At 58.7% G+C, this 22,238-nt stretch carries 19 protein-coding genes; 7 read left to right on the top strand and 12 right to left on the bottom strand.

What is annotated here, in order from left to right:
- Nucleotides 1-10: 10 nt before the first annotated feature.
- Nucleotides 11-208 carry a YdcH family protein gene (locus tag QQX03_RS10725; protein ID WP_285975720.1) on the bottom strand — a complete coding sequence of 66 codons (198 nt, stop codon included), beginning with the start codon at nt 206-208 and terminating at the stop codon, nt 11-13.
- A 167-nt stretch (nt 209-375) separates the two neighbouring features.
- Between QQX03_RS10725 and QQX03_RS10720 the strand changes: the two genes are divergently transcribed.
- The 5 genes from QQX03_RS10720 (at nt 376) to tilS (ending at nt 5,967) form a co-directional block, all read left to right on the top strand.
- Complete coding sequence (locus QQX03_RS10720; protein WP_285975719.1) at nt 376-531, top strand: YdcH family protein; 156 nt, start codon at nt 376-378, stop codon at nt 529-531.
- Between the two features lie 107 nt (nt 532-638).
- Entirely contained in the window at nt 639-2,909 is a 2,271-nt protein-coding gene (ptsP, locus tag QQX03_RS10715; RefSeq protein ID WP_285975718.1) for a phosphoenolpyruvate--protein phosphotransferase, read from the top strand.
- A 142-nt stretch (nt 2,910-3,051) separates the two neighbouring features.
- Nucleotides 3,052-3,912 carry a helix-turn-helix domain-containing protein gene (locus QQX03_RS10710; protein WP_285975717.1) on the top strand — a complete coding sequence of 287 codons (861 nt, stop codon included), beginning with the start codon at nt 3,052-3,054 and terminating at the stop codon, nt 3,910-3,912.
- Nucleotides 3,913-4,061: 149 nt separating this feature from the next.
- Entirely contained in the window at nt 4,062-5,009 is a 948-nt protein-coding gene (locus QQX03_RS10705; RefSeq protein WP_285975716.1) for a hypothetical protein, read from the top strand.
- Nucleotides 5,005-5,967 carry a tRNA lysidine(34) synthetase TilS gene (gene tilS / locus QQX03_RS10700; RefSeq protein ID WP_490401897.1) on the top strand — a complete coding sequence of 321 codons (963 nt, stop codon included), beginning with the start codon at nt 5,005-5,007 and terminating at the stop codon, nt 5,965-5,967. The genes QQX03_RS10705 and tilS overlap by 5 nt, the downstream gene beginning before the upstream one ends.
- A gap of 2 nt (nt 5,968-5,969) precedes the next feature.
- Here tilS and QQX03_RS10695 read toward each other — a convergent pair whose 3' ends face one another.
- From QQX03_RS10695 to zwf, 5 genes are read right to left on the bottom strand one after another with little or no spacing between them, the layout of a single operon-like run.
- A complete protein-coding gene (locus tag QQX03_RS10695) occupies nt 5,970-8,747 on the bottom strand; it encodes a phosphoenolpyruvate carboxylase (protein ID WP_285975715.1) in 2,778 nt (925 codons plus the stop codon).
- Nucleotides 8,744-9,337, bottom strand: a complete 594-nt coding sequence (gene eda / locus QQX03_RS10690) for a bifunctional 4-hydroxy-2-oxoglutarate aldolase/2-dehydro-3-deoxy-phosphogluconate aldolase (RefSeq protein WP_432762824.1) — start codon at nt 9,335-9,337, stop codon at nt 8,744-8,746. The genes QQX03_RS10695 and eda overlap by 4 nt, the downstream gene beginning before the upstream one ends.
- Before the next feature lie 17 nt (nt 9,338-9,354).
- Nucleotides 9,355-10,344 carry a glucokinase gene (gene glk, locus QQX03_RS10685; RefSeq protein WP_285975713.1) on the bottom strand — a complete coding sequence of 330 codons (990 nt, stop codon included), beginning with the start codon at nt 10,342-10,344 and terminating at the stop codon, nt 9,355-9,357.
- Nucleotides 10,344-12,152, bottom strand: a complete 1,809-nt coding sequence (gene edd / locus QQX03_RS10680; RefSeq protein ID WP_285975712.1) for a phosphogluconate dehydratase — start codon at nt 12,150-12,152, stop codon at nt 10,344-10,346. The genes glk and edd overlap by 1 nt, the downstream gene beginning before the upstream one ends.
- The gene (gene zwf / locus QQX03_RS10675) at nt 12,145-13,608 is read right to left on the bottom strand and encodes a glucose-6-phosphate dehydrogenase (RefSeq protein WP_285975711.1); all 1,464 of its coding nucleotides are present in this window, start codon (nt 13,606-13,608) and stop codon (nt 12,145-12,147) included. The genes edd and zwf overlap by 8 nt, the downstream gene beginning before the upstream one ends.
- 105 nt (nt 13,609-13,713) lie before the next feature.
- Here zwf and QQX03_RS10670 point away from each other — a divergent pair, with 105 nt between their 5' ends.
- Nucleotides 13,714-14,754: a LacI family DNA-binding transcriptional regulator gene (locus tag QQX03_RS10670; RefSeq protein ID WP_285975710.1), complete on the top strand. Its 1,041-nt coding sequence runs from the start codon at nt 13,714-13,716 to the stop codon at nt 14,752-14,754.
- A gap of 15 nt (nt 14,755-14,769) precedes the next feature.
- Here QQX03_RS10670 and rimO read toward each other — a convergent pair whose 3' ends face one another.
- A complete protein-coding gene (gene rimO, locus QQX03_RS10665) occupies nt 14,770-16,143 on the bottom strand; it encodes a 30S ribosomal protein S12 methylthiotransferase RimO (protein WP_285975709.1) in 1,374 nt (457 codons plus the stop codon).
- A gap of 77 nt (nt 16,144-16,220) precedes the next feature.
- Here rimO and QQX03_RS10660 point away from each other — a divergent pair, with 77 nt between their 5' ends.
- The gene (locus QQX03_RS10660; RefSeq protein ID WP_285975708.1) at nt 16,221-16,640 is read left to right on the top strand and encodes a DUF1761 domain-containing protein; all 420 of its coding nucleotides are present in this window, start codon (nt 16,221-16,223) and stop codon (nt 16,638-16,640) included.
- Nucleotides 16,641-16,644: 4 nt separating this feature from the next.
- Here the strand turns inward: QQX03_RS10660 and QQX03_RS10655 are convergent, their stop codons facing one another.
- From QQX03_RS10655 to sppA, 5 genes are all read right to left on the bottom strand, one after another.
- Nucleotides 16,645-17,733 carry a potassium channel family protein gene (locus QQX03_RS10655; RefSeq protein WP_285975707.1) on the bottom strand — a complete coding sequence of 363 codons (1,089 nt, stop codon included), beginning with the start codon at nt 17,731-17,733 and terminating at the stop codon, nt 16,645-16,647.
- A 13-nt stretch (nt 17,734-17,746) separates the two neighbouring features.
- The gene (gene surE / locus QQX03_RS10650; RefSeq protein WP_285975706.1) at nt 17,747-18,514 is read right to left on the bottom strand and encodes a 5'/3'-nucleotidase SurE; all 768 of its coding nucleotides are present in this window, start codon (nt 18,512-18,514) and stop codon (nt 17,747-17,749) included.
- The gene (gene serS, locus QQX03_RS10645) at nt 18,514-19,794 is read right to left on the bottom strand and encodes a serine--tRNA ligase (protein WP_285975705.1); all 1,281 of its coding nucleotides are present in this window, start codon (nt 19,792-19,794) and stop codon (nt 18,514-18,516) included. The genes surE and serS overlap by 1 nt, the downstream gene beginning before the upstream one ends.
- Before the next feature lie 138 nt (nt 19,795-19,932).
- Nucleotides 19,933-20,079, bottom strand: coding sequence for a hypothetical protein (locus QQX03_RS10640; RefSeq protein ID WP_285975704.1), 147 nt, complete (start codon nt 20,077-20,079; stop codon nt 19,933-19,935).
- Nucleotides 20,080-20,236: 157 nt separating this feature from the next.
- Complete coding sequence (sppA, locus tag QQX03_RS10635; protein ID WP_285975703.1) at nt 20,237-22,117, bottom strand: signal peptide peptidase SppA; 1,881 nt, start codon at nt 22,115-22,117, stop codon at nt 20,237-20,239.
- Nucleotides 22,118-22,238 lie beyond the last annotated feature (121 nt).

The following is a 22,238-nucleotide window of genomic DNA, read 5'->3' as shown; positions in this document are numbered from 1 at the left end:
TGATGAAAAATCAGGCGATAATGTCAGGCAGCAATTGATCTTCGAAGATTGCGATCTGGTCCTTCAGGCGCAATTTTCGTTTCTTCAAGCGTGCAATCTGAAGTTGGTCTTGCGAACCGGATTCCGTCAGCGCGGTAATCGCAGCATCCAGATCGCGGTGCTCCGAACGAAGCAATTCAAGCCGTTTTCTAAGCTCTTGCTCGTTCACTTGCCCCACTCCTTCGTTATCGGTTCGGCGTTTTTACATTGTTGCGCAACGCATACGTAACGCCACAGCCTTTTCAAGATAGCGATTCTATGGTTTCATGCTCTTTCGCGGCTCGTCCGCGCGTAGGCGAGTCGCTTTGCGGTAATCACGCGAAGAGGAGAGCCTTGATGGTATCGACACATGTCCAAGCTTTACAGAACAAGCACGCAGGTCTCGAAGCGCAATTGCGCGAGGAAATGAACCGACCAGCTCCGGACACAAGTACGATCCAGATGCTCAAGAAACAAAAGCTGCAAATCAAGCAAGAGCTCGCCGAAGCCTGAGCATTATCGCTCCACTGCCGTTTTGGAACGGATAGTCGCCGAACTGAGATAAAATTGTTGTTGGGCGGGATTTCGCTTCGCTACCAACCTGCTATAGCGGTTTTCATATGACAGCAGCAGCTTCGGCCCGTCAGATCCTGACTCGTTTACACGAGGTCATGGCTTCGCGTTTGCATGCGCAAGCCAAGCTTGACCGTGTGGTCGAGATTGTTGGCAAAAGCCTGGATAGCGAGGTCTGCTCGATCTATTTGCTGCGCGAAGGCATGCTGGAGCTGTTCGCGACCCGCGGTTTGAACAAAAGCGCTGTCCACGTCACACGCATGGCGATTGGAGAAGGGCTTACCGGGACCATTGCCGCAAACAATGAAACGCTGAACCTGGCCGAGGCAAAGGCACATCCCGACTTTCAATATCGCCCGGAAACCGGTGAGGAGAAATTCCATTCCTTTGCCGGGGTGCCAATCGTGTACCATGAACGTGTAGTGGGCACATTGTGCGTGCAACATGTTGATCCCCGCAAATACGAAGACGTCGAAATCGAAGCGCTGCAAACCACGGCCATGGTTCTATCAGAGCTTATCTCGAATGCAGAACTGGTCGACGAGGAAGACGCACGCGGCCTTAGCGGAGCGCAGACAGGCACGCAGAACATTACCGGCCTAGCTTTGGTCAAAGGGTTGGCCGGCGGTTTCGCCGTTTATCACCAACCCCGCATCACAATCGATCATATTGTTGCAGACGACATCGAAGCAGAGCGGCAGCGTGTCTATCGCGCCTTTGACAAGATGCGCGAGCAGATTGACAATATGGCAAGCCAGGCCGAGTTCGGCGTGGGCGGAGAGCACGACGAGGTGCTCGAAACATACAAGATGTTCGCTTATGATGAAGGGTGGGGGCGTCGCATCAACGAAGCGATCGATTCCGGCCTGACTGCGGAAGCTGCGATCGAACGCGTGCAGCAACGCACGCGTATGCGCATGCGGGAAATTGATGATCCCTTGCTCGCGGACCGGATGCATGATCTTGAGGATCTTTCCAATCGGCTGCTTCGGACCGTGTCTGGCCAGCTGGGCACCGCAGCATCGCAAGGTCTGCGCAAAGATACTATCCTGATCGCGCGAAATCTGGGCCCGGCCGAATTGCTCGAATATGATCGGCGCCGCTTGAAGGGCGTGATCCTGGAGGAAGGCTCGCTCACATCGCATGTGGTGATTGTCGCGCGTGCGATGGGGCTGCCGGTGTTGGGTCGTGCGCGCGGTATTCGCGGAATTGTGCGCGACGGAGATCAAATTCTGCTCGATGCGAACCAGGCGACAGCCACGATCCGGCCATCACAGCAGGTTGCAGACGCATTCGATACGCGGTTCGAGAAATCGCGTGAGAAACAGGCAGCGTACGCCAAGCTGCGCGATGTAGAGCCCTTCACCCGTTGCGGTACGCGCATTCAGGTCATGATAAATGCTGGTCTTCGCGACGATATCTCTGCACTCGCGATGACTGGCGCTGATGGCGTGGGGCTGTTCCGAACTGAGTTCCAGTTTCTGGTTTCGGCTACTTTGCCTCAGCGCGAACGACAAACCCGTTTGTACCGCGATGTTCTAGAAGCAGCAGGCGACAAGCCTGTAGTTTTTCGCACTGTCGATATCGGCGGTGACAAAGCTGTGCCTTACCTTCAGTCCGAACAGTCCGAACATGATGAAAACCCGGCGATGGGGTGGCGGGCATTGCGGCTCGCGCTCGAGCGCGGCGGGCTGATGAAAGTGCAAGCGCGCTCGCTGCTTGAAGCGGCCGCCGGGCGAGAATTGCATGTGATGTTCCCGATGGTCTCCGAGCCGTGGGAATTCGATGCGGCCAAGGAGGTTTTCGAAGCGCAAATCCAGCATATGCGGAAGCAGAAGAAGCATTTGCCGGATACGATCCGCTACGGGGCGATGTTGGAAGTGCCCGCACTGGCAGAGGTCCTGGATTTGATGCTTCCACGGGTCGATTTCCTGTCGGTTGGAACCAATGATCTGACACAATTCCTGTTTGCAGCAGACCGCGCCAATCCAAAATTGGCAGAGCGTTATGACTGGCTAAGCCCATCGATCCTGCGTTTTCTGCGCCGGATTTCGTCGAGTATGGTGGGGCATCAGGTTGACTTGGGCGTTTGCGGCGAGATGGGTGGACGGCGTTTGGAAGCAGTCGCCTTGCTCGGCCTCGGATACCGGCGTTTGTCGATTACGCCTGCGGCTGTAGGTCCAATCAAAGAATTGGTGCGCAGGGTGGATCTTGGAGAGATTACCGAAGCAATGACCGGCTGGCTGTCCGACCCGCAAACCGACTTGCGGAAAAATCTTCAGGAATGGGCGGCTGAGCGCGGTATTGAGACCGATTAAGCGCTGCCTACGAGGCTGCAAACAGTAGTCGCTCTGACATCTCGCTCGCTTCATCTGATTTAGGTCTGTCTGTATGGCGGGCTGCTTGACACGAAAGAGCCATGACAGTCATGTAGCCAACACGAAAATCGGGTCGCACCTAATGGTTGAGGAAATAAATATCGAGCCGGATAACGAACTCCCATTAGAGGGCGTCGGACGCCGATTGCGCCGAGCGCGCGAGGAAAAGGGTCTTTCGCTTGCTCAGGTTGCCGCAAGCACGCGCATCTCTGAACGGCACTTGCAACTGATTGAGCAAGATCAGTTTTCTGAGTTACCGGCACGTACTTATGTTTTTGGCTTTTCACGGACTTACGCACGCGCACTGGGCTTGGACGAAGCCGAAATAGTCGCTTCGCTCCGCGCTGAGCTGGACAATCAAACCGAGCAACGCCCTCGTTACACGCCTGCGTTTGAGCCTGGTGACCCAGCCAAAGCTCCGCCCAGCGCTTTAGTATGGGCATCGGCTATCGCGGTGCTGCTGCTGGCAGCAGGTAGTTACGCCTTTTACGCCCGGTTTATGGCGCCGGGCGCTGATCCCGCACCTCTGGTCGCTGAAGAAGACAGTGTCACCGGTGCCGACGTCGCGACGCTGTCGGATGCGCAAACGACATCTGGCGCTTCGGTTGATGGTACGGCGCCCGATCAGGTGGTGTTTACAGCCTTGGAAGACGGCATATGGGTTAGCTTTTACGAGGCGGGCGGACGCAGGCTTCAGCAAAAGCTGATGGCAATGGGCGAGAGCTTTGCTGTTCCCGCTGACGCGCGAGACCCGCGAATATGGACTGGCCGGCCTGATGCTTTTGCCGTCACAATCGGCGGGCAAGATGTTGAACCACTGGCGGAAGAACAGGTCACCATTCGCGACATACCGATTACAGCGAACGCCCTTCGTGATCGAATGACGGAAGCGCCGGAACCGGATGCGATAGATAGCGGGGCCGCATCAGAGGCTCCCGAATAAGAGCTTACGCAAGGATTCCCACCATTTTGGCATGCTGTCGGGTCGACAATTGTCGTCCGGGTGATGCAAGTTTCGCCTGAGGTTCATCTGCAAACCATTATTTGCAGAACATTGAAGATCGAGGAGCTCTCGAAGTGAAATTGCCCCAATTGAAGAATTTAGCTGGTTTGGCTCTGGCCGGTGCTGTTATTGCGACCACGCCGGTACCTGCGCTGGCGCAGGACGATGTATCAGAAGCGCGTGTGCGCAAGATCGAAGCAGAGATCCGGGCTTTGCAACGCCAGGTGTTTCCGGGCGGGGATGCACGGTTTTTCGAACCAGAGATCAACACGCAGCAAGGCACTCCATCGAATCCATCCAGCGCGACTTCGACCACCGCTGTGACAGACATTCTCGCGCGGCTTGATGCAATCGAAGCGCAAATGCAGCGATTGACAGCAGCTGGTGAAGAGAACCGAAATGCCGTGATGCTGCTTGAGGAACGTTTGGAAGCGCTGGAAGCTGCCAACAATCCGGCACCAGTTGTGGAACCGGCAGCCGAGGAAGCTCCGGCGACGCAGAGCAATCTGTCAGCCATGACCGGCGGCGCATCGACCGTCGAACCAGCGCGGCCAGCACAAACAGCAGAGCCTGCGCCGGCGCAGACCGCGGGACCAAGCGAGGAACGGCTCGCCGGTGTTCAAGAAATCATGAAGCCGCAAACCGACGATGCGGGAGATGATGAATATACCTATGGATTCCGTTTATGGAACGCGGGCTTCTATCCGGAAGCGCAGCAGCAATTGCGCTTGTTCGTAGATCAGCATCCCGATCACTGGCGCGCTACATATGGCCGCAACCTGCTTGGTCGCGCCTATCTGGATGATGGCAAGGCACGCGAGGCCGCGCCTTGGTTCTTGCGCAATTACCAGGTGGACAAGCAGGCAGCACGGGCCGGTGACAGCTTGCTGTTTCTCGCAGACGCGATGATTGCTCTGGAAGATACCAATCGCGCGTGCATCGCGCTCGCCGAATTCGGCGACACCTATCCGGCGCTGGCGAGCGGGCGGCTTCAAGATCAATATGAAGCAAGCCGCCAGAAAGTGACCTGTAATTGATACGGCGTTCGATCCGGAACTGACCCGGCGGTTTCGCGCCGAGGTCGAACGCGCGGGTCTGGGTGATCAACGCTTCGGCTTGGCTGTGTCTGGCGGTCCAGACAGCTTGGCGATGCTGCTTATGGCCCATGCTGTGTATGCGGAGCAATTCGAGGTGGCTACCGTCGATCATGGCCTGCGGGCAGAAGCGAAAAGCGAATGCGCCTTCGTCGAGCAGGTGTGCTCTGAGCGGGATATTGCGTGCACTGTGCTGACCGTTCAGGTGCCCGAGGGCAACTTGCAGGCTCAAGCGCGTGAAGCACGATACGCAGCGCTTGAGCACTGGGTGAGTGATCGCGGTCTGGCGGCTATCATGACGGCACATCATGCGGACGATCAGGCCGAAACCCTGCTGATGCGGTTGAACCGTGGAAGCGGCGTTGCCGGTTTGGCAGGCGTGCGCCGGGTTAATGAGACCGAAGCAGGAGGGCTGCGCATTGTCCGGCCCTTGCTTGGCTTTCGTCGAGCAGAGCTGGAAAGCGTTGTCTCGGCAGCCGGGCTGGACGCGGTAGAAGATCCATCAAACCAGAATGATCGTTTCGACAGAGTGCGGATCCGGCAGGCGCTGGCTGACGCCGACTGGCTTGACCCGTTGGCGATTGCGCAATCCGCGCAACATCTGGCCGATGCGGATGAAGCTCTGGATTATGAGGTTCAGCGGTTCTGGGAACAGAATGCACAGCGCACACGCAATGCTATCCGGCTACCATTACACCCGATGCGTGAGACGAGACTGCGTCTGATGACCCGCGCCATCAAGGAGCTGGGCGGTGACCCACGGGGTAGCGACATTGCCAGTCTCGACGACAAATTCTCCAATCAACGCAAGGGCAATGTGGCGGGCGTGATGGTCGAGTTGCGGTCTGAGGATGATGGACAGTTCCTCAACTTTTCACCCGAGCCGCCGCGTCGATCCTAGGCTCAGCCGTGCGCGCCGAACACGTTTGCAATAGCGGTAGATAGCCTCAAACAGAGCCCGTATGCGCGCTCGATCGGATCGATATAGTCGCGCGCGATATTGGCGTAGCTTTCGCCGGTGCTGTCGGGATAGTCGCTGGGGGCATCGACCGCGAAATCGGTCATCTGCGGGAAGTGCGTTGGGAAGGCCCGGCGCATTTGCGCCAAAGCATCGTCGACGCGCAGCGAGAATACCATCTCCAACACATCATCGCGGCTGATATCGTTTGCCCGGCTGAAAACCGGCACCGATACAGCGCGCAGGAACATATGCTGCAGCAACGCCAAACGCAGCGCTTGTGCAGCGCCGATCGTGCGGCGGATATTCTCACGATCCTCTAACGGATTCTCGTCCGGGATCAGATCGAGCAGGCGATGCAGCTTCAGCGCATCAACCCTCAGCCGCGATGCCAGCCGGCGATACACGCCCGCACGGTCATCCTTGGTCAGATACTCTGCCAGCGCCTCACAGGCATCGGACAGGTGGCCTTCTATGCCGCGATAAGGGCGGCTGGCCCAATAAGCGCTGTTGAACAGCTCGCCATGCGCAGCAACCGTCTTGATGCTTGCCAGCGCGTTGGAGCTTCGCGCCAGCCGGATCAGCTGGCGCCCGCGCTCGCTTTCCATGATCAGCGCTGCAAGCTCTTCATAATTGCCATCTGCCGCGCTGCCGATGCCGGAAATGATATTCACCGGATAGCCCAGCTGCTGCAGGATCGCGTTGTGCGGAATGGCGCGGATCTGGCGCAGGCTCATCTCGCGGTCAGCGCGAATATCGCTTTGGCGGCGGGAAACGCGGCTGCCGGTGGAATTCAGTAGCCCAAGGCCAAAGGCCGTCAGCGCGCGCGAATAGGTCTGGCTTTCCAGATGCTCGTGCTGATGGCGGCGAATTGCGCGATAAAAGTCCAAGCTGAGATCAGTGCGCCGATAAAATGGATCAGCCGGCGCATCTGGATCAGTATGGGCAGGTTGCAACTCGGCAATCCGGGTCAGTGTGGCGCGCGCCAGCTCTGGCGTTGCGAAGAACATATAGCCGTCGCCGCCCTGGAAGCTGACTTCAGGCTCAAGCTTGATTCCTGCGCGCGCGAAGCGTCGCTTGGCCCACGGGCTTAGCGGCCAGGTCAGACGGTCTTCGAAACTGTCCGGATGCGCTCCGCGGCCCATGCTCTCGCCGTGAGTGTTGAAGATCAGCGCTGCAACATCGTTCAGACCATTCTTGTCCATCGCTTCGCTCAGGCGACCCTGCAGCCGCTCGATCGCCAGACTGGCGGGCAATTGCCCGACAAACCGTCCCGCATCGGAGAAGCCCGTTTGGATTGCCAGCCGGCCACGTTTGCGCACGTAGTCTTGATAGATTTCTTCGCGGCACAGGGCATCCAGGAAACGCCCACCATGCTCAAGCGCGCCCTCTGTCTCGAACAAGGGGGAGACATCAACCTTGTCCTCGATCCCGAACAGCTTGGCGAAATAGAGCGCCGCCAGAATCGTGGAGGGCTGCTCGCATTCCGCAATCAGCATGCGGATCGGTGCGTCCCCATCGATATGCTCGATGATCTGCGCCATCGCGATGAATTGGCGGATCGCGGTCGAGCTCTCGATCGCCAGTGCGGCAAAGTTGGTCCGCAGCGGCTTAACCCGGGCAAGAATGTCGCGCAGCGCCACCATGGCGCCTTTGCTGGCCAGGTCGAGCGTGTTGTTCGGGTCAATCCGGCGACGGATCGCATTGTGGAGCTGGCTTGAATTTACCCGGAAATGGATCCAGCCCATGCCAAGTCCGTCGGCACGCATCCCTGCAGCAAGCGTTTTGAGCTGCACTGCGCGCGCCACGTCAGCACCAGCCGCTTCTTCTTCCAGCGATGTGATGATCGGCGCTAGGCTGAGCAGTTTGTGCGGATGATCCGCTGTCAGCGTGTTTGCCGCTTTCGACAATGCCTCGGGCTCGCTCAAGTCTTCCGCGAAATCGGCAGCTCTCGCTTCAGCATAGGCGCGGGCAGGGCGCAGTGTCTCAAGTAGCGCGTGCTGCTCGTCGATAGCTTCAAGAGATGCTGTATAGCGCTGTAATCGCGCAACTTTTTCAGAAAAGCGGAAGCCGATCGAATCGAACCATTTGATGTCGGTTCGTCCGTCCATGTCGTAACCGACCCAGCTTGCAAAACGGAAAGGCAGCGGCGCAAAGTCGTGCCACTGGTCGGGAAACCTGTCTGCGGCTTGCTCTAGCACTTCACCAACAATGGCATCGCGCGCATCCTGCGCATTGGCAATCGCGCGCATGGCGCGACCATGTTCGTATTCCAGTGTCACTGCTGGGCGGTCGGCATTGGCGACACAGGCGTTCGCGCCGATATCTTCTTCGCTGCTCGCAGCATCGGCAACCGCTGCCGATTGCGCCGGCGTTAGAAGAAAGGTTGGATGGGCGGTGAACACCGCGTGCAGTTGCGGGCGTTCCCAGCGCGCACGGAAGGCGTCGAAATCTTCTTCCGTCAGCGCGGCCGCCAGCGCGGCATGGTTCTTTGCTGGCGAAACCGGTGCGACCAATCGCCGCAAGCGCTTGGCGCGGCTTTGCATGCTCTGGCATTCCAGTTCCGCGACCAGCGCCTCGATCGCATCAAGATTGATCTCGCTCGATTCAAGTTTGCGAGAGAGATCAAGGCCCAGCTGAAAGACAGGATTGAACAGTGGCGTCTCTCGCGTACGCGCATGGAGGCCGCTCAGATGTTCAAGAAGATCGCTGACGTTCTTCATGAACCAAGCTGCGCCGCATCGCGGGCGAGCGTTTCAATCATGGCCTTGTCCGGCACGCCCCGCGGCGAAACCCAGCTGCCGCCCACACACAGCACAGCGTCATGGGCAAGCCATTCTGCCGCATTGTCTGGCCCGATCCCGCCTGTTGGGCAGAATTTTACATGGCCGAATGGCGCGGACAGCGCCTTTAACGCGGGCAAGCCACCCGCCGCCATAGCGGGAAAGAATTTAAAATGCCTCAGGCCCAGATCCAGCCCGCGCATGATATCGCTGGCGTCCGCTGTTCCGGGCAGGAAGGCGACTTGCGAAGCGATTGCTGCGCGTGCAAGTGGTTCTGTGAGTCCGGGCGAGACGATGAATTCCGCGCCTGCTTCCAGCGCGTCTTCCAATTCGTCTGCATTCGTCACAGTACCCGCGCCCACTACCGCACCCGGCACTTGCTTCATTGCCTTGATCGCATCGAGTGCCACAGGGGTACGCAAGGTGACTTCAAGTGCGCGCAGTCCGCCTGAGACCAGTGCTTCGGCCAACGGCACAGCATGTTCTAGCTCGTCGATCACGATCACGGGCACAACAGGTGCCAAGCGCATGACGCTTTCCACGTCCATCATTTCGAATGTTCCCTTGCAAATGCCGCTGCCGCGCCGAACAGGCCGGGTTGCGGGTGCACAATCAGTTTAACAGGCATGTTCGCCATCATTCCGGCAAAGCGCCCTTTGGCGGCAAAACGGTCAGCAAAGCCCGACGCGAGCAGTGTGTCGCGGATGCGATAGCCGAGGCCGCCCGCGATCACGACGCCACTGGCGCCTTGGGCCAATGCGATGTCACCTGCGACCGAGCCCAAAGCCAGGCAGAAGCGATCCACAGCCGCCGATGCTAAGCTGTCTTTGTTTGTCGTGCCACGTGTCCAGATCGCGCGGTCATCAAGGTCGGGATCGATCGAGCGGTGCTCCAAGGCGGCAAGCGTCTGATAAATGTCGACAATTGCAGGGCCCGATACGACGCGTTCGTCAGACACGCGATTGTGCCGCTTGCGCAGCCGCGCGAGGATGGCGTCTTCAATGCTGTCGAGCGGGGCATAGTCGCCGTGCCCACCTTCGGTGGCTTGGACGCGGTAGCTTCCGTCTTCATCGCGGTAGAAGTGCGCCACGCCAAGCCCGGTGCCAGGGCCGACAACGCTAATGGTTCCGAAAGCAGGCAGATCCTCTTCGGGTCCCGCCAGATGCAGGAATTGTTCGTTCGGTGCGCGTGCTGCAGCGTGCGCAACAGCAGCAAAATCATTCACGATCGTGAAATGCGTGCAGCCCAGCTTTTCCTCGATCAATGGCGGGCGGATGATCCACGGGTTGTTGGTGAAGCGGATCAGATCGTGCTTTACCGGCCCGGCGACAGCCATAGTGACAGCAGACGGAAGCGAGCCGCCCTTGCGTTTGCGGAAATCCTCCCATGCAGTCTGAAAGCTCGCATGATCACTGGTGTTTAGTGTTTCGGGCTCGTCCAGCGTAATCGCGCCATCGGCGGCGATCTGAGCCAAGGCAAAGCGCGCGTGTGTGCCGCCGATATCGACGGTAACGATCTCGGTTACGCCGCCGCTCATCAAAGCCCCGCTGTTTTCAGCATCGCGCTGCCGCCTTGCTCCGCGCCGTCTGCCAGATTGCGGAACATGGCGAAAAGCTCACGCCCTACGCCCACATCCGCCGCTGGATCGGGCACGGGTGCCCGGCTGTCGAGATCGGCGGTGGTCGAAAGCTCGCCGGTCGTTGCGCATACACGCACAATGTCTCCATCGCGCAGTTTGGCCAGCGGTCCGCCGCCGAGCGCTTCGGGTGTGACATGAATCGCGGCGGGGACCTTGCCCGATGCGCCCGACATGCGGCCATCAGTCACCAGCGCAACGCGGTACCCGCGATCCTGCAAGACGCCGAGCGGCGGCGTCAGGCTGTGCAATTCGGGCATGCCATTGGCGCGCGGTCCCTGGAAACGGACCACGACCACAACATCCTTGTCCAGCTCGCCCGCTTTGAACGCCGCTGCGACAGAAGGCTGATCTTCGAATACGCGGCACGGTGCCTCGACAGTGTAGCGTTCTTTGGCAACTGCGGAGGACTTGAAACAGCCGCGGCCCAGATTGCCTTGTACCAGCCGCATGCCGCCATCGGCCTGAAACGGATCGCTGGCGGGTTTGAGCATGGTTTCATCGCCGCTTGACCCGACCTCGCGCCAGACGAGCTCGTCATTCTCGTCGAGGCCTGGTTCTTTACCGTATGCCGAAAGATCGCCATCCCACACGGTCAGGATGTCGCGGTGCGCCAGACCTGCGTCGAGCAATTCGCGGATCACATATCCCATCCCGCCTGCGGCATGGAAATGATTCACATCGCCTTCGCCATTGGGATAGACGCGCGCGATCAGCGGCACGACGCTGGAAAGCTCGCTGAGATCATTCCAATCGAATTGAACGCCCGCTGCACGAGCCATTGCGGGGATATGGATCGCGTGGTTGGTTGATCCGCCGGTGGCGAGCAGGCCGACGGCAGCGTTGATGATCGCTTTTTCGTCAACCATCTTTGCCATCTTGCGTTCACGCGTCCCGGCTAGCTCGACCAAGCGATGCACCGCGGCGCGATCCAGCGCTTGGCGCAATTTTGTGCCGGGCTGGATGAAGGCGCTGCCGGGGATGTGCATCCCCATCATCTCCATCATCATCTGGTTCGAATTAGCGGTGCCGAAGAAGGTACAAGTACCGGGCGAATGATAGCTGGCGCTTTCGCTTTCGAGCAGTTCGGCGCGGGTCGCCTTGCCTTCTGCATAAAGCTGGCGGGCTCGCTGTTTTTCCTTGTTGGCAATCCCGCTAGGCATCGGGCCAGATGGCACGAAAACGGCGGGCAAATGGCCGAAACGCAGCGCACCTATCATCAGGCCGGGCACGATCTTGTCGCAAATGCCCAGCAGCGCCACGCCCGAATACATTTGATGGCTCAACGCGACACCGGTCGACAGCGCGATCACATCTCGGCTGAAGAGCGAGAGTTCCATCCCGTCCTCGCCCTGTGTCACACCGTCACACATGGCAGGCGTGCCGCCTGCCACTTGCGCGGTAGCGCCAACTTCACGGGCGTAGACCTTCAGTCGTTCAGGGTAGCGGCCATAGGGCTGATGCGCGGACAGCATATCGTTGTAAGCGCTCACGATGCCGATATTGGGGCTCGTACCTTGGCGGAGCGTCTCCTGATCTTCGACCGCACCGGCAAAAGCGTGCGCGAGATTCGAACAGGATACCGCATTCATATCGGGCATGCGGTCCGCTTCGCGATCCATCAGATCCAGGTAGGACTGACGGCTATCGCGCGACTTTTCGATCACGCGCGCGGTCACTTTGGCAATAGTTGAGTTCAATTCACTCATGCCAGCTTACTCCGTCACGTTCTGTCAGCGCTATGGCGGCGCTTGGGCCCCAACTGCCCGCTGTATAGGTTTTCGGTGTTTGCCCGCTCGATTGCCAAACCTCGCGAATGGCATCGATCCACTGCCACTGCGCCTCTACCTCGTCACGACGAACGAATAGCGTCTGATCACCTTCGATCAGATCCAGCAGCAGCCGTTCGTAGGCGATCCGGCGGTGTTGCCCTACAAAGGCATCAGGCATGGCAATATCCAAAGGAACCTGGCGAAGTCGAATGCCTTCGCGGTCAAGCCCGGGCACTTTGGTCATAAGTGACAAAGTGACATTCTCTTCCGGCTGGATTCCGATCACCAGCCGGTTGGGCTGCATCGTCGCGCCTTTGCCAGCAAAGATCGAATGCGGCACGCAGCGAAATTGAACTACGATTTCGGTCACACGCTCAGGCAGGCGTTTGCCGGTACGCAGGTAAAACGGCACGCCTTTCCAGCGCCAATTGTCGACAAGGCCCTTTATCGCAACGAACGTCTCGGTGCCGGAATCCTTGCCGAGTTCGTCATCATAGCCCGGCACGGCTTCGCCACTGATTGCGCCAGCGCGATATTGTCCGATTACAGTATCTCCGACTGCAACTTTTCGGAGGGCACGCAGGACTTTGACCTTCTCGTCGCGCACGGCAGTTGCGTCAAAGTCGCTGGGCGGCTCCATGGCTACCAATGCAAGCAATTGCAGCATGTGGTTCTGTACCATGTCGCGCAGTGCGCCACTGTCGTCATAATAGCCGACGCGCGATTCCAGACCGATAGTCTCAGCGACAGTGATCTGGACGTGGTCAATATGCGCTGCATTCCAGATCGGTTCGAACATGAGGTTCGCAAACCTCAGCGCGAGCAGGTTCTGGACCGTCTCCTTGCCTAAATAGTGGTCGATCCGGAAAATCCGGTCCTCCGGAAATGCGGTCGCGACTGCATCATTGATCTCGCAGCTTGAACTAAGGTCGGTGCCAAGCGGTTTTTCTAGGCACATGCGCACGTTTGCGCCGTCGAGCCCGGCATGCTGCAAGCCTTTTATGGTTGGTTCAAACAGACTGGGTGCTGTCGACAGGAAGATTGCCAGGCCTTGCTTGGGCTCACCGACCTTTTCCGCCAGTTCCTTGAACCCATCCAGCGAAGTTGCATCAAGCGGTTGATAGCTGAGTCGGTTCAGGAATTCTGCCATTCCGCCGCGTCGCTTGGCGGGCATATACTTTTCCAAAGCTTCGCGGGCGAAGTTGCGGAATTCCGCATCGGACATTTCAGACCGAGCTGTGCCAATGATCTTCAAATCAGGAGCGATCAGGCCGTCAGCATGCAGCGCGCTGAGCGAAGGCAAAAGCATACGCTGCGCGAGGTCACCTGTGGCCCCGAACAGCAAGATTCGGTCAGCGGTAAACTGTTCGCTGCCTGTCGAAGACACTTCCATCTAAACGCTTCTCCCAAGGATGGTCTCACCACCATCTAGCGCACCGCACAATTCTCGGCCATAGCATCGCATAGCTATGCACGGACCGTAACAAGAATTTCGGCCATGAAAGGGAGAGAAATGGACGCGACCCGCAAGCCTATGCGCGTCACAAGTTTTGACGTGGCTGAAAAGGCTGGCGTCAGCCAGTCGACAGTTTCGCGCGCATTGTCTGGTTCCGCTGTTATTACAGAGGCAACGCGAACCCGCGTTCTCGAAGCCGCAAGCGAACTGGGCTATTTCGTTGACGAACGCGCAGCGCGACTGCGGCGCGGGCATACAGGCACGTTGGCGACAGTTGTGATATCAAAGCCGGGCGGCGGTGCGCGCGATGTCAATCCGTTCTCCTACGCCTTGCTGGGGGGCATCTGCGCAGCTGCCGCGGATCGCGGGCTGGAAGTCCTGGTCTCTCTGCAAGCCGACGAAGACAAGCTGTTCGGCCACTATGTCGAACGCGGGCAGGCAGAAGGGCTGATCGTGATCGGCACCACCGCAAATCGCGCAGCTTGGGACTATTTCCGCAAAGTGGGCGAGACGAGCCAGCCGATCGCCTATTGGGGCTCGCCCTTGGGTGATCTCGACTGGGTCAGTTCGGACAATGATGCTGGTGCGCGGCTGGCAGCTGACCACCTTGTGCAGCGCGGGTGCAAGAATCTCGTGTGCATCGGGTCGCACGATTCGGTTCAGCGCCAGTTTGCCGAACGCACGGACAGTTTTCTCGATCAAGCCAGGAAGCTCGGCAAATCTGCGGAACTGATTGAAATCGAACACGGTCGGGAACGCCGCGAACAGGGGCGCCTTGCGGCCAAAGCGCTGATCGACAGTGGCAAGGCGTTTAACGGCGTGTTCGCCGTGTGTGACGCCATTGCGTTTGGAGTTCTGGAAGCATTTCAGGCCGCAGGAATCGAAATGCCGGGCAAGGTCAAAGTCGTCGGTTTCGACGGGATCCCTGCTGGCGAGCTCTCAAATCCGCCTCTTTCGACCATTGAGCCCGATCTTGATCAGGCGGGTCGCTTGCTGGTTGAAGCGGTGACAGCTGGTGAAGAGGTAGAACATCCCAGCATACGGCGTGTACGGGTGCGCTTGCTGGAGCGGGCAAGTAGTTAGGGCGGCCCTTTTAGGCTAGGCAATCACCCCGAACAGATCGTGCGCGTCGGCATCTTCGATTTCGACCTGTACAATGTCACCTGACTTGAGCGTCGCCGCGACATTGCGGAGATAAACCGCACCATCGATTTCTGGCGCATCGGCCTGTGATCTGCCGGTTGCGCCGATGTCGCCATCTTCGTCTGGCTCGCCCACCTCATCGATGATCACGAGCAAGGTCTTGCCGATCTTTGCCTCAAGTTTAGCCGCGCTGATCTGCTCGGTCACTTCCATCACGCGGGCATAGCGCTCTTCCTTGACCTCCTCAGGCACGTGATCGGGCAGCGCATTGGCCTGCGCACCTTCGACCGGCTCGAAACGGAACGCGCCAACGCGGTCGAGCTGAGCCTCCTCCAGCCAATCGAGCAGATACTGGAAATCTTCTTCGGTCTCGCCCGGAAAGCCGACGACGAAGCTCGAACGCACGGCGATATCGGGGCAGATTTCGCGCCAACCCTTCAGCCGCTCAAGCACCTTTGCTTCGTTCGCGGGGCGCTTCATTGCCTTGAGCACTTTGGGCGAAGCGTGCTGGAAAGGGATGTCGAGGTATGGCGTAAGCAAGCCTTCCGCCATCAGCGGGATCACCGCATCGACATGCGGGTATGGATAGACATAGTGGAGGCGCACCCACGGCTGTTCGCCATCCGGTGCTTTGAGTTGCCCCAGTTCACGCGCCAGATCGGTCATATGCGCGCGCACTTCGCGGCCCTTCCACGTCCGGGCCTCATGTCGTGTATCGACACCGTAGGCAGACGTATCCTGGCTGATCACCAGCAGTTCTTTCGTGCCCGCCGCCACCAGTTTTTCTGCTTCGCGCAGGACAGCATCGACCCGCCGACTAGCGAGTTTTCCGCGCAGGTCCGGGATAATGCAGAATGCACAGGAGTGATTGCAGCCTTCGCTGATCTTCAGATAGCTATAGTGACGCGGAGTGAGTTTTACATCCGGCTGCGGGATGAGGTCTACAAATGGGCCTTGGCTTGGTGGCGCATGCTTATGCACTGCTTCCACGACCTGTTCGTATTGATGCGCGCCAGTTACGGCCAGAACTTGCGGGTGAGCAGCGCGGATCGCGTCAGCTTTTTCGCCCATACATCCTGTCACAATCACACGGCCATTTTCAGCGATCGCTTCGCCAATCGCGGCCAGGCTTTCTTCCTTGGCGGAATCGAGAAAGCCGCAAGTGTTGACCAGCACCACGTCAGCCCCGGTATAATCCGGGCTCATCGCATAACCATCGGCGCGCAGGCGCGTGAGAATACGTTCGGAATCGACCAGCGCCTTTGGGCAGCCGAGTGAGACCATGCCAACTTTCTTGGCTTCGGGTAATTGCGTGGCAGTTTTGTTCATAGTTGGCGCGCCCACTACACGAGCGCGCGCAAACGCGCTAGCCAGTCTCTATCGGACCGGATTTCGGGGAGGATGTTATGGATCTGTTTGCCGTCAATTGGATTGGTGTTTTTCTCGCAGCCTTCGCAGGGTTTGTTGTTGGCGGGATATGGTATGGCCCGGTCATGGGCAAAAAGTGGATGGGCGCGGTTGGCCTGACCGAAGAACAGATCAAGGAAGGCAATATGCCGCTGATCTATGGCGGTGCGTTACTGTTCTCGCTGCTCGCCAGCTGGACGTTGGCACACACTTTTCATAGCTATGCTGATGTCGGCGCTGATTTGTCAGTTGTCGCAAAGATCATGACAGCATTCGGTGCGGCGCTGGGGTTCATTGTCCCGGCTATCGGCACGAATTATCTCTTCAGCCAGAAAAGCAAAGGGCTGTTCTTTATCGACGCGAGCTATTGGCTATTGTTCTATATCGCGATGGGAACGATGCACGCTTATCTGCCCTAGGGCTTTAGGCGCCATCACCGTTTGTTTCGCCATTCGTGGTCGGGACAATCTCGACCACGACATCGCCTGCCTCAAGTTGCTGGCACTCGTCTTCCCAGAAGCCGAGAACTTTGCCGCCGCGATAGACCCGCAAACCGCGCCCGCCCGAGCTGAGTTCGCTGATGGATTTGCCGGCCTCTTCGGATGTGACCTTGCGTTCTACTAATTGGACGCGGCCGGTGACTGAGGCGAGGTCTGCCAGATAATCTGCGATGTGCGCGCCCTTGGCGCTTCCGGCCAGCAGCAACCCGGTAAAGCGCACCGGATTGATCACATTGTTCGCGCCGGCTTGCCGCGCGAGTATCTCGTTATCGTCCGCACGCACGACAACGCTGATCGGCACGTCCGGCGCAAGATGGCGCACCGTCAGCACGATCAGGATCGAAGTGTCATCGCGGCCTGCCGAAACCAGGACGTTCTGCGCCTGGCGGATACGTACAGCTTCCAAAGTGGAATCGCGGGTTGCGTCTGCCGCAATGACGTTGCAGCCGAGCTTTTCCGCCTCTTTCAGCCGTTCTTCGCTTGGGTCCACAACCACGATATTGCGCGCGTCCGTGCCGCGTTCAATCAGTTCATTCACGCTCTCAGAGCCGGAGATACCGAACCCCAGAACGATGATGTGACCTTCGAGGTTTTCCTGAATACGGGCCATGCGCCACTTCTCCCAGCTGCGCTTGATGATGAAATTATAGGCTGTGCCAACGAAAATGAAGAACACTGCAAAGCGGATCGGTGTCACGATGATCGCTTCAACCATGCGCGCACGATCTGTAACCGGTGTGATATCGCCAAAACCGGTCGTTGTGACAGAGATCATCGTGAAATAGACGACATCGAGGAAGCTGACATCGCCATCGACTGCATCCTGAAGTCCGCCGCGATCCCACCAATGGATCAGGACAACAATCGAAAGCAGCAGAAGGGCAAGGCCCAGACGGATGCTAAGGTCGCCCCACACCGGCACATTGACCGCACGCCTTAGGGGCTTAAATCCCTTGCCGCGAACGCGCCGTTGCGGGTGAGATAGCACAATTCTGTCGAGCGGCTTTTTCATTCCTGTCGTAGATCTAATGCCCTTCGAAGCGCTGCGCCAGCCCTGCCAGCGAAGCATGATGGGTCAGGTCAAGCTGTAGCGGAGTGATGGAGATACAATCATCGGCGATCGCTTCCAGATCTGTGCCATGATCGGGAGTGTGTTCAATCGCATCCAGCCCAAACCAGTAATAGCGCTGGCCGCGCGGATCACGCGCTTCGATCACACTGCTGCGATCATAGTCATGAAAGCCTTGGCGAACCACGCGCATTCCCTGGACATCTTCCGGCGCGCGGCAGGGAAAGTTGATACTGACCAGAGTGCGCAGTTCGAACGGCGCATCAAGCAGCGGCTGAATCGCTCTCGGGCCCCAGTGGCGCGCGGCGGCAAAACGGTCATCCCAAGCGGGGCGTTCCTGCTTCATCACCTGGCTCATCGCGATCGACTTGATGCCAGCAAGCGCGCCTTCCATCGCAGCGGACACTGTGCCTGAATAGGTAAGGTCATCGCCCAGATTGGCGCCCGCATTGACGCCTGACAGGATCAGATCGGGTGGGCTGTCGAGTACTTGCTTGAGGCCGATCGAGATCGCATCGGTCGGCGTGCCGGTGACTGACCAGCGTCGCGCGCTGTGCTTGCGCAAGCGGACCGGCATGGACAGCGTCAGAGAGTGCCCCGCACCCGTCTGATTGTCCGAAGGCGCGCAGACCCATACATCGTCGCTGAATTGACGCGCGATCTCTTCCAGCACCACGAGGCCGGGGGCATGGATCCCGTCATCATTGGTGACTAATATGCGCATCAGGCCGCTGGCTCCAGCTTGGTCAAGCCGCCCATGTAGGGGTGCAATGCGTCGGGCACTGTTATGCTACCATCGGCGTTCTGGTAATTCTCCAGCACGGCGACCAGCGTCCGCCCGACTGCCAAGCCCGATCCATTCAATGTGTGTACGAATTCGGTCTTCTTTTCGCCTTCGGGGCGATAGCGGGTTTTCATCCGCCGCGCCTGGAAATCGCCAGTGTTCGAGCACGAGCTGATTTCGCGATAGGCGCCCTGTCCGGGCAGCCAGACCTCCAGATCGTAAGTCTTGCGCGCGCCAAAGCCCATGTCGCCGGTGCACAGCAAAACTTTGCGATAGGGCAGGTCAAGCGCTTGCAGGATGGCCTCGGCAGCTTCGGTCATGCGTACATGTTCGGCTTCGCTATCTTCCGGACGAACGATGCTGACCAGTTCGCATTTTTCGAACTGATGCTGACGGATGAAGCCGCGCGTATCCTTGCCAGCCGCACCGGCTTCGCTGCGGAAGCAAAGCGTCAGGCCAGTTAGTCGCATGGGCAGGGCGCTATCGTCGAGAATCTCGCCCATTACCGAAGCTGTCAGGCTGACTTCGGACGTGGGGATCAGCCAGCGATCATCCGTTGTGCGAAAGCTATCTTCTGCAAACTTTGGCAGTTTGTCGGTGCCGTACATGGCATCGTCTTTGACGAGTACGGGAGGATTGCATTCGGTATAGCCATATTCGCGGGTTTGCCGGTCGAGCATGAACTGGCCCAGTGCGCGGTGCAGCCGTGCCATGTCGCCACGCAGGAATGTGAACCGCGCGCCGGAAATCTTTGCGCCGGTGTCGAACTCCATGCCGAGATTGGGGCCGATATCCGCATGCTCCTTCGACTCGAAGTCAAAGCTGCGCTTTTCGCCCCAGGTCGATACTTCGACGTTGTCGCTCTCGTCAGCGCCATCGGGCACATCGTCAGCCGGCAGGTTTGGAATGACTGCAAGCATATCCTCCAACTGCTTTTCTGCGGCGCGTGAAGTTTCTTCAAGGGCGGGCAGCGTCTCCTTCAGCTCGGATACTTCGGCTTTAAGCGCGTCGGCGGTTTCTTTGTCGCCTTTGCCCATGGCCTGACCGATCAGCTTTGATGCTTCGTTTCGGCGGTTCTGCGCTTCTTGCAGGCGCGTCGCGGAGGCACGGCGAACCTCGTCGGCTTCGATCAGCTTAGCGGATACAGGCTCTAGCCCGCGCCGCACCAGCTTTGCGTCAAAGGCTTCCGGGTTCTCTCGGATAAATCGGATATCATGCATGGGCAGCGCCTATGCACGAGGCCAGAATGCATTTCCAGTGATTAGCGCGCGAACCGGACTTGCTGCACAAAGATTGCGGCGCTGACCCGCAAGATGCAGGTCAGGGCCACAGGGAAAGCTGGTGGTATTGGGACTCGCTTAGAAGCGGATCTCGCCAGTCACGAAGACCGGGCGCGGATCGCCATAGAAGCCGGTCAGCGTTCCTTCGAGGCCCAGCGTTGACGCGAGGGGCGCTCCGCTTGTTCCGCAGCGGGCGAATGCCGCACCGGTTTGGGCGAAATTCACGCCTGGGCCTTGATAGGGATGAATGTCTTTGTTGGCCTGCGCTTTGCAATATGGCACAAAGGCAATCGAACGCCGGAAGAGGTCGCTGCGACTGTCAATGACATGCTAGCCAACGGGATTGCCCGAAAAGGCCAGAGCTAGGCTGTTTCGACAACGGTTAGTTTGCCAGGATTGCCCTGAGCCTTGCGAGCCATCCTTTGATCGCAGCGCCATCGGTTCCGCGCACTTCACGCGGGCATTCCAGGCAATAGGCCTGAACCCCTTGCACCATTGTCAATCGTTCAAGATCTCCAAGCGCGCGTGAGACCTGGCCGGTCTGCTGCCGCGCGAACACGGCGAACATATCGCCGGCAGGCGCGCGAGCTTCCGAATTGTTCGTCAGTATCTGCCGGATCAGCGAATCATAGCTCGTTTCCGCGCTTCCCAGCCGTTTGGCATGCCAGCCATTGTCTTCCAGACCCGCTTCTTTGGCGGCCCATTCGAGCGCCTCTTGCAGCCCGCCGAACTGGTCGACCAACCCAAGCTGGCGTGCAGTGCCGCCGTCCCAGACGCGGCCCTGCCCGATCTCGTCCACCCGCGCAGCGTCCATTCCGCGTCCCTCAGCGACCTGGTTCAGGAAATCGCGGTAGCTGTCCTCTACGCTTGCTTGCAGAATGGCATCCACCTCTGGCGTGAAGCCATCGAAGATATCCGGCTGGCCAGACAGCGGCGTGGTTCGGATTCCGTCCGCATTGATGCCGAACCGTTCGGCTGTGCCTTCGAACGTCGGAATAACCGAGAATACACCGATTGAGCCGGTTACTGTCTCTGGCTGAGCGAAAATCCGGTCTCCGGTTGAAGCGATCGCATAGCCAGCGCTCGCTGCGATGTTCGCCATTGATACCGCGATGGGAATATCTTTATCCTTGTGACGCAAAATCGCGCGACGGATCTGCTCAGATCCGGTCATGGTGCCGCCCGGCGTGTCGATGCGGACAACCAGCGCCGCCAGATCATCATTCAAGGCATTGTCGAGCAGTTCAGCAATCCGGTCTCCGCCGGCGGTTCCAGGGCCCGCTTCACCGTCAACAACATTACCGGCGATTGTAACGATGCCGATCGCCCGGCCACTTCGATCCTCACCAACATCAGCGAGATATGGCCTGAGGCCGGTCGATGCAAAGGCGCCCGGCATGTCGTTCCAGCTGTCCTTGCCGGCCAATTCCGCTACGCGGTCTCCCCATTCAACTCGGCTGCCAATCTTGTCGACCAGACCAGCGTTCAGCGCCGCTGTGGCAAGATCTCCATTGGCTGATTGGATCCACTCTACGGGGTCCGACGTCACGCGTTCAAGGTCAGCCGCTGGCCGCGCTTTCTTCACATTGGCTTGCCACTCTTCCCACAAGGATGCGAGCAGGCCGCCGATGTTCTCGCGTGCTTCGGGAGATAGAGTATTGCGTGAATAAGGCTCTGTCGCGGCCTTGAATGTGCCAACGCGGTAGATCCGCGCGTTAACGCCATACTCTTCGAGCAGATCACCAAACATCAGAAAGGACCCGCCAGGCCCCGCTGCGATGGCGCCACCCAATGGATCAACCCATACCTCGCTCGCGTTCGCAGCCAGATGCAACGCGTCGTCTGAATAGGCCAGCGCATAGGCAACAACCGGTTTTTCCGCCGCGCGAACCCGCGCCAGCGCGTCGCCGATTTCCTGCATATGGACCTGTCCACCGCCCAGAAAACGCGAGAGATCAAGCGCGACCGCTTTGATACGATCATCGCCCGCGGCTGCGTCAATCGCGCGGACAAGCTCGTTTACTTCAAATTCGGTGACAGGCGCCTGCTGGTTGATAAACGCCTGGATCGGATCGATGACTGCGCGTTCCTCGACAACATAGCCGTCCAGTTCAAGCAGCAATGCGCCATCGTGAACCATGCCGGGGCTAGGGCGCGCAGACAGGATCGCAAACAGCATCGCAAAGAACAGCAGCATGAACAGCAGAACCAAGCCATCCTTGATCCCGACCAGAAGCCGCCAAACCTTGCCTGCAAAACTCATATTGTCATCTTTCAATCGGGTGCTGTGTACATAAACTAGGGCGCGCGCTGCAAATTTCCACCTTCTTTCGCCGAATATGCCGTCGAGTGCGCAATATGGTTCGTTCAACAGCTTGAGCGGT

It is taken from the genome of Altererythrobacter rubellus (genome assembly GCF_030284385.1).
GTDB classification, from domain to species: Bacteria; Pseudomonadota; Alphaproteobacteria; order Sphingomonadales; family Sphingomonadaceae; genus Erythrobacter; species Erythrobacter rubellus.
This window is presented reverse-complemented; position numbering and strand designations above follow the sequence as displayed.

Coding starts and splice junctions, on each gene's coding strand:
- rimO (WP_285975709.1), bottom strand. CDS start 16,143: ATGAACAAAACTGCCACGCAATTACCCGAAGCCAAGAAAGTTGGCATG.
- surE (WP_285975706.1), bottom strand. CDS start 18,514: ATGCGCATATTAGTCACCAATGATGACGGGATCCATGCCCCCGGCCTC.
- QQX03_RS10695 (WP_285975715.1), bottom strand. CDS start 8,747: ATGAAGAACGTCAGCGATCTTCTTGAACATCTGAGCGGCCTCCATGCG.
- zwf (WP_285975711.1), bottom strand. CDS start 13,608: ATGGAAGTGTCTTCGACAGGCAGCGAACAGTTTACCGCTGACCGAATC.
- eda (WP_432762824.1), bottom strand. CDS start 9,337: ATGCGCTTGGCACCTGTTGTGCCCGTGATCGTGATCGACGAGCTAGAA.
- QQX03_RS10655 (WP_285975707.1), bottom strand. CDS start 17,733: ATGAAAAAGCCGCTCGACAGAATTGTGCTATCTCACCCGCAACGGCGC.
- QQX03_RS10660 (WP_285975708.1), top strand. CDS start 16,221: ATGGATCTGTTTGCCGTCAATTGGATTGGTGTTTTTCTCGCAGCCTTC.
- ptsP (WP_285975718.1), top strand. CDS start 639: ATGACAGCAGCAGCTTCGGCCCGTCAGATCCTGACTCGTTTACACGAG.
- serS (WP_285975705.1), bottom strand. CDS start 19,794: ATGCATGATATCCGATTTATCCGAGAGAACCCGGAAGCCTTTGACGCA.
- QQX03_RS10670 (WP_285975710.1), top strand. CDS start 13,714: ATGAAAGGGAGAGAAATGGACGCGACCCGCAAGCCTATGCGCGTCACA.
- sppA (WP_285975703.1), bottom strand. CDS start 22,117: ATGAGTTTTGCAGGCAAGGTTTGGCGGCTTCTGGTCGGGATCAAGGAT.
- QQX03_RS10710 (WP_285975717.1), top strand. CDS start 3,052: ATGGTTGAGGAAATAAATATCGAGCCGGATAACGAACTCCCATTAGAG.
- QQX03_RS10720 (WP_285975719.1), top strand. CDS start 376: ATGGTATCGACACATGTCCAAGCTTTACAGAACAAGCACGCAGGTCTC.
- edd (WP_285975712.1), bottom strand. CDS start 12,152: ATGAGTGAATTGAACTCAACTATTGCCAAAGTGACCGCGCGCGTGATC.
- glk (WP_285975713.1), bottom strand. CDS start 10,344: ATGAGCGGCGGCGTAACCGAGATCGTTACCGTCGATATCGGCGGCACA.